Raw genomic sequence first — 9,114 nt, forward strand, 5'->3', positions numbered from 1 at the left:
TGTCCAGAGTTTCTGTGAGTAACGCACCTGTGAATAAGTTAAAAAACCTTCACAAAATCAACTTACAGCGGGAGTGAGAGTTATCAACATCTATCCACAAGATGTTTGGAACATGCATGTGCATAACCTGCGTATGTGCCGGTGCTGGTCGAACCGGGTGTAATCCAGGCTTTGCGTTCTCCATTTGAGTTGTGCACAATCTAATTGTGTCAGAGCATATATGAACGATGATCAGATCAGAGGAGCCTACATGTCAGATATCTATTCAATTCCAGTACAGTCCAGCGACGGCAAGCCCACAACACTGGAAGAGTACAAAGGAAAGGTGCTGCTGATTGTGAATACGGCGAGTAAGTGCGGTTTCACACCACAGTACAAAGGGCTGGAAGAGCTGTATCGGAAATACAAGGATAAGGGGCTTCTAATACTAGGTTTTCCATGTAACCAGTTCGGCCAGCAGGAGCCCGGCAGTGACAGTGAAATTCAGGAATTCTGTACCCTCAACTACGGGGTCAGCTTTCCTGTCTACGCCAAGCTGGACGTGAATGGAGGTAATGCACATCCACTATTCACCCTGTTGAAGAAGCGTGCACCGGGGATCCTGGGCACCGAGGGAATCAAGTGGAACTTTACCAAGTTCCTGGTGAACCGTGAGGGTGAGGTGGTGAATCGCTATGCTCCGAAAGACAAGCCCACGGATCTGGCGGCAGACATCGAGAAACTACTTTGAGTCGACCTGTACCTAATTCCCCCAGCGAGGGAACGGATTCCCTTCGCCTGGATCGTCAGTTGTGTTTTGCGCTTTATGCCAGCTCGCGGGCAATGACCCGTGCTTATCAGCCGATGCTGCGGGAATTCGGGATCACTTATCCACAGTACCTGGTTTTATTGGTGTTGTGGCAGTGGGATGAGGAGCAGCGCGCGGCAGAGTTGTGGACGGTCAGCGCCCTGGGAAGCGAGCTTATGCTCGATTCCGGTACCTTGACGCCACTGCTGAAACGAATGGAAGGTCTGGAACTGTTGCACCGTCGGCGTAGCGCTCAGGATGAACGGGTTACTCTGATCGAGATCACGGATACGGCGCGAGCGCTGAAGTCGAAAGTGAAGGCCTGGCGGGATGGTGCCCTGGGGGAACTGGCTGTGCCAAAGGCCAGGCTGGAAGCGCTGCACCGGGAGCTTTGGAAGTTATTAAATGCGCTGCAAGGCGATAGTTAGAATTAGGATGTTAGTTTCTTTATTGATATAAAAAGCACCATTACCTTGCATAACTACTCCTTTTTAGTCTGATAATTAGGATGGCTGTTGATGTGTGCTGGCTCGAGACTTATAGTTCAACCCTGAGCTTGCCGATGATTCGTATCGGTGGCGCCGGCCGGGATGGCTCGATGGTCGTCTCGGGAATCAATATTTCCAGAAAGTTGAAGCAGCCATGTATCCCGCAGCTCCTGTCGACCGGCGTGTGTCGGTCGTGAGGCCACAGGCCTCCAGATCCCGTTTAGTGTGCGCCTCGCGTAACATTTCCGTATTGGCGATTGCCCTGATCCCAGCTGCCCTCCTACGACTAGCAAGCCTGCTACGACTGCCGCGCCGCGGCATATAATTTTATCCCCATACCTCTCTACAGAATTCCGTACTTAATTTGAGCAGTGCATAGACAGCGGCGTCACCGCTGTTTAGCCTCGGGCAAGACTAGGAGACGAGCCCTGATGAACACTAATAAAGATAAATTAGTCATTTTTGATACAACCTTGCGCGATGGTGAGCAGAGCCCCGGCGCATCCATGACCAAAGACGAAAAAGTCCGCATCGCCAGTATGCTCGAGCGTATGCGGGTAGATGTGATTGAAGCCGGCTTTGCCATCGCCAGCCAAGGTGATTTCGAAGCAGTGCAGGCGGTGGCAGAGACCGTCAAAGACTCCACTGTGTGCAGTCTGGCCCGGTCGGTGAAAGCGGATATCATCCGCGCCGCGGAATCCCTGAAAAAAGCCAACTCCGCCCGTATCCACACATTTATCGCTACATCTCCCATTCATATGAAGTACAAGCTTCAGATGGATCCGGAAGACGTGCTGCGCCAGGCGGTAGAAGCGGTCAAACTCGCCCGCAATTACACCAATGATGTGGAATTCTCCCTGGAAGATGGTAGCCGTTCTGAGCCCGAATTCATGTACCGTATCATCGAAGAGGTGATCAAGGCCGGCGCAGGCACCATCAATATTCCCGATACGGTGGGATATGGCGAGCCCGGGGAATACGGGGCCATGTTCAAGCGGGTCATCGAAAACGTACCCAACTCTGACAAAGCGATATTTTCCACTCACTGTCACAACGATCTGGGCCTCGCTGTTGCCAACTCCCTGTCGGCGGTGATGAATGGTGTCCGCCAAGTGGAGTGCACCATCAACGGTCTGGGCGAGCGCGCGGGTAACGCGTCACTCGAAGAGATCGTGATGGCAGTGCGCACCCGCCAGGATCTCTATCCGGTAGAGACTGGTATCGACACCACCCATATTGTGCCGACTTCGCGCCTGGTGTCTTCGATTACGGGCTTCCCGGTTCAGCCCAACAAGGCGATTGTTGGCGCCAATGCCTTTGCCCATGAATCCGGTATTCACCAGGACGGCGTGCTCAAACATCGCGAAACTTATGAAATTATGCGTGCCGAGGACGTAGGCTGGGGCCAGAACCGTCTGGTACTCGGCAAGCACTCCGGGCGGGCCGCGGTTAAAGCGCGCTATGAGGAACTCGGGATCACTTTCGCCGACCCGGCGGAATTCAATGTGCTGTTCCAGCGCTTCAAAGATCTTGCCGACAAGAAGCACGAGATCTTTGATGAAGATTTGCAGTCGCTGATCTCCGGTGCCGCTGATCCGGTGGAACACTACCAGCTGGCGGACCTGGAAGTACTCAGTAAAAGTGGCAGTAATCCCCAGGCACATTTGCAGATTGTCATTGATGGCGAGACTCGCTCGTGTAGTGCTGAAGGCAGTGGCCCGGTAGATGCCACCTTCAAGGCGATCGAGTCCGTGGTTGGGAGTAACGCTGACCTGAAACTGTATTCTGTCAATGCAGTCACCCAGGGTACCGACTCCCAGGGCAGCGTTACCGTTCGTCTCGAACGCGATGGTAAACTGGTCAACGGTGTGGGTGCCGATACCGATATTCTGGTGGCATCCGCAAAAGCGTACCTGGATGCATTAAACTTGCTGGCCAGTAAAAGCAGTAAGCCGCAGGGCGTTTGAGCGCCTGGGCGGTGTGGCCAGTAAACGGGGATTGATGTGAACGAACTACAGCGGACGGAATATCTGACGGCTCTGGGTGTTACCAGCTATATGCCGCGCTTCCGCCTGCCGTTGGCTGCGGAGCCGACTCAGGCGCCATTGCCGCCGCCCGCTGATGAGTCCCCACAGGCACCGCCTCGCGCCGCATTGATGGCTGAGGTGGCAACACCCGAGCACTCCATCTCCGACGGTGGGGTTGAAGCCCGTGGTGATGTCCCTGTACCGGCCGATTCAGCTGGGACGGCGCCGGAACTCGGCCGCGTAATTGGCAGTATTACCAGTGAGAGCCGGGTAGCCCCCGCCACCAGGGCGGCCGCGCCGGTGGCGCCACCACAGCAGCAGGTTGCGCCGTTTGTGCTGAGCTGCTGGTGGTTGGGTGAAGAAGTTCTCGCTGTCGACAGCCGCGAGCCGGGCACTGCCCTGCCGGTGGAATCCCTGTTTGGTAATATTGCCCGGGCCCTGGGCTGGCACCAGCTTCCCACCGGGCGCGACAAGTTGCGCTGGCCATTGGCGGAAAACCCTTTCGCCGCTGCGGCCGGTGCCGCTGATGCGCGGGATACCTGTTCGAGCTGGCTTGAAGCGGCCTGTGCACGCAAGCCGGTAAAGTCCATCTGGCTGATGGGTGTGCAGGCGCAAAGTTACTGTACACCGGTAAACTTGGATGGTCCCGTGAACGATTGGCAGGGCGTATCCCTGGTATCTATGCCCAGCCTGACCGAGCTGTTGACCCAGCCGGAGCGCAAGCGGGAAGTTTGGCACCTGCTGCGCAAGCTATATCCCGAACAGACTCGCCGCTAAACCGCCGAACGCGGTAACTGCCTGCCGGCCATGGAAGTCGCCCATTGAAATCTACGCCCTTTGACGCTCACCCCGCCCCTGATGCCGCAGCGGTGGATGCTTTGGTTCTGCAAAAAGCAAAACTGTCAGACTGCGATGCGCTGGCCGCGCTGGCAAGTAGCGCTCACAGTCATCCCTGGAACGCTACGCAATACCGGGACAGTCTCGAGTCCGGGCATATCTGCTGGATCTTTCGCGTGGATCAACAGGCCGCGGAGCCGGGCAAGATCGACGACGGGGAGATTGCTGCCTGTTGTGTAGTGAGTCGCCTGTTCGACGAAATTGAAATTCTCGATGTGGCAGTGGCGCCGCGCTGGCGCCGTCTGGGTGTTGGGGGACGTCTGCTGCAGAACATATTTTCCGCGCTACCGGAAGATGTAGCACGGGTTCTGCTCGAAGTGCGCACATCAAATCGCGCGGCGCGCGCGCTCTACCACAAGCTCGGTTTTTCCGAAGATGGTCGCAGGAAAAACTACTATCCCAAGCCCGACGGCAGTCGCGAAGACGCATTACTGATGAGTCTGGTATTGTAGGCGCCTGCTAGCGGGCAGCTATCGGACCGCGCCAATTTTCCTCGCCGCGTTAACCGGGACTGCCATTGACCGGAATAAACATGTCATCGAATCGTAACCAGCCATCCCTGCTTGAAGGTCCGGTCGCGGGCCATTTACGTCGCCTTGCCCTGCCTATGGTTTGGGGAATTCTCGCCACCATGTCATTCAATGTGGTGGATACCTATTTTGTTGCACAACTGGGCAGCGCGCCGCTCGCCGCAATGAGTTTCACCTTTCCGGTGGTGATGGTGATCAATGCGCTCGCCATTGGACTGGGTGCAGGTACTTCGTCTGCGGTTGCTCGTGCATATGGCGCGGGAGACATGCAACGTGTGCGGCAACTGGTCAGCGATGCTACCTTCCTGGCACTTCTCATCGCCCTGGCCGTCAGCGCAGCAGGTTTACTGACCATTGAGCCATTGTTTCGCCTGCTCGGCGCGCAGGAACGTTTGTTGCCACTGATCGCTGACTATATGGTGCCCTGGTATTTTGGTGCGGTGTTTGCCGTGGTGCCAATGGTATCTCTGTCGGCGTTACGCGCCATCGGCAACAGCGCGATTACCGGACGCATTCTGATGGCAGTGGCCCTGTTCAACCTGATACTCGATCCGCTGCTGATCTTTGGACTGTTCGGGTTTCCGCGCCTCGAGTTACAGGGGGCGGCACTGGCGACGGTGATCGCCCGCGGTCTGAGTTTTGCCATTGCGCTTTATGTGCTGGTGCGGCGAGAAAATCTTCTGGGGGCGCCCAGCTGGCAGTGGCCGGCATTGCGGGATTCCTGGCGCACGCTGTTAGCGGTGGGGCTGCCGGCGATCGCCACCAATGTGATTATTCCCATGTCCGGTGGCGTTGTGGTTGCATTGGTGGCCAAGCATGGCGCCGACGCGGTGGCGGGCCTCGGTGTCGCACTGCGTATCGAGCCGGTGGCATTAATCGTGTTTTATGCCCTGTCTTCTGTTGTGGGACCGTTTATGGGACAGAATGCCGGTGCCGGAAGGTTCGATCGGCTACTGGAGACGGTCGCCGTGCTGGCGAAGTTCTGTATCGCATTCGGGGTGGGCCTGGCCGTGACCCTGTGGCTTGTGGGTGGCCCCCTGGTTTCGCTATTCAGTGAGTCCCCAGAGGTTCTCGCAGTCGCTATCGCTTACCTCAGTCTGGTGCCATTCAGCTATGCCGGGTACGGATTTGTGATGTCTGCTAACGCAGCGTTTAACGGTCTCGGTCACCCACTGCCGGGCACACTGATTTCCTTTTTGCGGGTACTGGGCTTGTATCTGCCGCTGGCCTGGCTGGGAAATCATTACTGGGGAATAACCGGGCTATTTGTGGCTACGTTAATTTCGAACCTGGTATTGGGTGCCGCGGCCTGGTGGTGGTTGCGCCGCTACCTGGGCGGGCATCAATCTGAACTCAGCAGCGTGGCCGTAAAGTGATATCAAGGGGAAAGTGTCGGATGAAATGTGCTGAACGTTTTTCTGCAATCGCGCTGCACAAGAGGTTTTCCTGTGTCTTATTGTTGCTGTTCACCGTACTTTCCGCGAGTAATCTCGTTGCCGAAGAAAGCCCGTTCGATCGCTACCCGATTCACTTTACGACGGTAAAAGATACCGCCATCGCGTATCAGGATATGGGGCCCAAAGACGGTGAGCCGGTTCTGCTGATCATGGGCCTCGGGGCTCAGATGCTGCACTGGGGGGATACGCTGGTGCAGGGGCTGCTCGACGGCGGCTATCGCGTTGTGCTGCTGGATAATCGCGATGCCGGCCTATCGCAGAAGTTCTACGGATTATCCGCGCCGCCAGTGTGGTGGACGCTGGTGCGTACCAAGGTCGGTTTTTATCCCACTCCTGCCTACACCCTCGGGGATATGGCGGGGGATGCTGTCGGCGTACTGGATACACTGGGAATTTCGCGGGCACATGTGGTGGGCGCCTCCATGGGGGGAATGATTTCCCAGGTGTTAACCGCAACCTATCCACAGCGGGTAGCCAGCCTCACTTCCATCATGTCGAGCTCCGGCGCGCCAGATCTGCCGGAATCCAGCCGCGATGCCATTACTGCGCTGGCGCAAGGCGCCAAGTCCGGAGTTACTCGGGGCGAAGAGCTGCGGAACCGGGTGATGATCGCACGCGCGATTGGATCACCAGAGTTTTTCAATGAGGAATACGCGCGGCAGCTGGCAACCCGGGTATTGAATCGCGGCAGTTATCCACCGGGAACCATTCGGCAGTTGCAGGCCATTCTCGCCAGCGGCGATCGCTCTCCCATACTGGCAACCATCGACGTACCGACTCTGGTGATTCACGGTGATCGGGATCCGTTGCTGCCACCCGATCACGGACGGGATACCGCAGAAAAAATCCCCGGCGCGCAGCTGGTGATGATTGCGGGAATGGGACATTCGCTGGAGCCTGAAGCCAGTCAGCGTGTGCTCAACGTACTACTCCCGTTTTGGGAAGTGGGACTTAAGGGCGATGTCGGGTCGTCTGATGGCCGGCCCGAAAAATTGGTCGAGCCGGCGAATACGATCGCCAATAATAGCGATGAGTTTGAGACGCCCTCGGCGCCGTCGGGCGCCGTCCACTAAGAGGCTATTACGCTATTGGCCGGGTGACCTCTTCCAGCCAGGCTTGGGTTTTCTCATCCACCAGGGGCATGAGGGTTTCCCGCACTTTCTGGTGGTATTGATTCAGCCAGGTCCGCTCGCTTTGCGTGAGCAGGCCGGGCTCAATCAGCTGGCGCTCGATCGGTGCCAGTGTCAGGTCCTCAAATTCGAGAAAGCCGGAGTGCTCTGGACTCGACTTCACGAATATCAGGTTTTCAATACGGATACCGTACTCACCAGCCAGATAAAACCCCGGTTCATTGGAAACGATCATGCCGGCTTCCAGTGGCACATTGGTATTTGCCTTGCCGATGCGCTGCGGCCCCTCGTGTACGCTCAGGAAGCTACCCACACCATGACCGGTGCCGTGTGCGTAATCCAGCCCGGCATTCCACAGTGACTGGCGCGCAAAGGCATCGATCTGTTCGCCGCAGGTTCCCTCGGGAAAACGCAGTGTGGCAATGGCAATATGTCCTTTGAGTACCCGGGTGAAGTGCTCTTTTGCCGCTGGCGGGAATTCGCCCAGCGCGACGGTGCGGGTCACGTCGGTCGTGCCATCCGGATACTGGCCGCCGGAATCGATCAGGTAGATGCCCTTGGCTTCCATGGGCAGGCTGGACTCGGGGGTGACACGGTAGTGCACAATTGCGCCATTGCCGCAGTAGCCGGAAATGGAGTCAAAGCTGTCGTCGGTAAAACCTTCCCGTTGCTCGCGTTTTTCCCGCAATAATTTAACGGCTTCGATCTCGCCGAAGTTTTCTCTCTGAACCGCGTCGGGCAGTTCCGCGAGAAAATCGCACAGGGCGGCGCCGTCGCGGATATGGGCTGCGCGACTGCCTTCCAGTTCCACGTTGTTTTTCAGTGCCTTGGCGCCGGTAATGGGGTCGCGCTCCAGCAGTATCTGCATTTCGCGATTTCTGAGTTCGTGCAGGGTCCAGCAATTGGTTAGTAGGGGATCTGCCCATACCCGCTGCACATGCTGGCGCTCGGCGGCGGCAAACAGTGCGGATTTGTCGCTAACCAGCTCCACGTCATGTCCGAGGTGTTGGCGCAGTGCATCGCCGATAGCGCTCTCCGCCAGGTACAGGGTGGCGCTGCCGTCCTTGTACAGGAAGCCCATGGAGAGGGCGACGGGCAAGTGGGGGATGTCACTGCCGCGGATATTGAACAACCAGGCGCAGACTTCGGGATTGGCGAGCCACAGGGCTTCCTGGTTTTTGTCGTTGAGCAGTTTGGCGATGCGCTGGCGCTTGCTGTTGGAGTCTTCGCCAGTAAAGGTCTGGGGGTGCGGGCGCGCGGGGCCGGAGGGCGCTGCAGGCCGGTCCTGCCAGATACTGTCGATGGGGTTGGTGTCCAGGGCGCGCAGCTGGATACCGCACTCGTCGAGTCGCTTCTTCAGCGAGGCGAGACCGGGTTCGGTGTGTAGCCGCGGATCGTAGCCGAGGACGTCACCTTCACTGAGGGCACTGCACAGCCAGTTGGCGATGTCTGCGGGGGCGAGGTTGTGCTGCTCGATGGGCTGGGCGCCGATCTGCTGTTTGGCCTGTATGGTGTAGCGGCCATCGACGAACAGGGCGGCACGCTGGGTGGTGACTGCGGCGAGACCGGCGGAGCCATCGAAGGTGGTGAGCCAGGCGAGACGCTCGTCAGCAGCGGGAACATATTCGTTCTGGTACTCGTCGCACCGGGGCACCAGGAAACCCTGTACCTGCTGTGCGGATAGCGCTTGCTGCAGCGCCTCCAATCGTTCCTGACTCATAATTCACCTCTGTCTATTGAGTGCCGTGGCGGATCCAATAACCGGGGACAACTTGCGGGACACGCCGTGAACCCATCC

8 protein-coding genes are annotated in these 9,114 nt (G+C 57.6%); 7 read left to right on the forward strand and 1 reads right to left on the reverse strand.

Annotated elements, in window-relative coordinates:
- The first annotated feature begins 250 nt into the window (after positions 1-250).
- The 7 genes from B4U49_RS02760 to B4U49_RS02790 all read left to right on the forward strand — a co-directional run bounded on the left by B4U49_RS02760 (position 251) and on the right by B4U49_RS02790 (position 7,259).
- Positions 251-730, forward strand: coding sequence for a glutathione peroxidase (locus B4U49_RS02760; protein ID WP_078083051.1), 480 nt, complete (start codon positions 251-253; stop codon positions 728-730).
- Complete coding sequence (locus B4U49_RS19320; protein WP_275078272.1) at positions 727-1,215, forward strand: MarR family winged helix-turn-helix transcriptional regulator; 489 nt, start codon at positions 727-729, stop codon at positions 1,213-1,215. The genes B4U49_RS02760 and B4U49_RS19320 overlap by 4 nt, the downstream gene beginning before the upstream one ends.
- A gap of 491 nt (positions 1,216-1,706) precedes the next feature.
- Positions 1,707-3,242: a 2-isopropylmalate synthase gene (locus tag B4U49_RS02770; RefSeq protein ID WP_078083053.1), complete on the forward strand. Its 1,536-nt coding sequence runs from the start codon at positions 1,707-1,709 to the stop codon at positions 3,240-3,242.
- 36 nt (positions 3,243-3,278) lie between these two features.
- A complete protein-coding gene (locus tag B4U49_RS02775; RefSeq protein WP_078083054.1) occupies positions 3,279-4,079 on the forward strand; it encodes a hypothetical protein in 801 nt (266 codons plus the stop codon).
- Positions 4,080-4,123: 44 nt separating this feature from the next.
- Complete coding sequence (gene rimI, locus B4U49_RS02780; RefSeq protein ID WP_158078538.1) at positions 4,124-4,651, forward strand: ribosomal protein S18-alanine N-acetyltransferase; 528 nt, start codon at positions 4,124-4,126, stop codon at positions 4,649-4,651.
- Between the two features lie 80 nt (positions 4,652-4,731).
- Entirely contained in the window at positions 4,732-6,105 is a 1,374-nt protein-coding gene (locus B4U49_RS02785) for an MATE family efflux transporter (protein WP_078083056.1), read from the forward strand.
- A 20-nt stretch (positions 6,106-6,125) separates the two neighbouring features.
- Positions 6,126-7,259 carry an alpha/beta hydrolase gene (locus B4U49_RS02790; RefSeq protein ID WP_078083057.1) on the forward strand — a complete coding sequence of 378 codons (1,134 nt, stop codon included), beginning with the start codon at positions 6,126-6,128 and terminating at the stop codon, positions 7,257-7,259.
- Positions 7,260-7,266: 7 nt separating this feature from the next.
- On the opposite strand, the gene B4U49_RS02795 is transcribed toward B4U49_RS02790, so the two are convergent.
- Positions 7,267-9,036 (reverse strand): aminopeptidase P family protein, encoded by a 1,770-nt coding sequence (locus B4U49_RS02795; RefSeq protein ID WP_078083058.1) that lies wholly within the window; start codon positions 9,034-9,036, stop codon positions 7,267-7,269.
- Between the last annotated feature and the right edge of the window lie 78 nt (positions 9,037-9,114).

Origin of the sequence: Microbulbifer mangrovi (assembly GCF_002009015.1) — a bacterium.
GTDB lineage: Bacteria > Pseudomonadota > Gammaproteobacteria > Pseudomonadales > Cellvibrionaceae > Microbulbifer > Microbulbifer mangrovi.

What these genes read in the sequence shown, in the direction of transcription:
- B4U49_RS02795 (WP_078083058.1), bottom strand. Translation starts at nt 9,036, where the DNA reads ATGAGTCAGGAACGATTGGAGGCGCTGCAGCAAGCGCTATCCGCACAG.
- B4U49_RS02790 (WP_078083057.1), top strand. Translation starts at nt 6,126, where the DNA reads ATGAAATGTGCTGAACGTTTTTCTGCAATCGCGCTGCACAAGAGGTTT.
- B4U49_RS02760 (WP_078083051.1), top strand. Translation starts at nt 251, where the DNA reads ATGTCAGATATCTATTCAATTCCAGTACAGTCCAGCGACGGCAAGCCC.
- B4U49_RS02770 (WP_078083053.1), top strand. Translation starts at nt 1,707, where the DNA reads ATGAACACTAATAAAGATAAATTAGTCATTTTTGATACAACCTTGCGC.
- B4U49_RS02785 (WP_078083056.1), top strand. Translation starts at nt 4,732, where the DNA reads ATGTCATCGAATCGTAACCAGCCATCCCTGCTTGAAGGTCCGGTCGCG.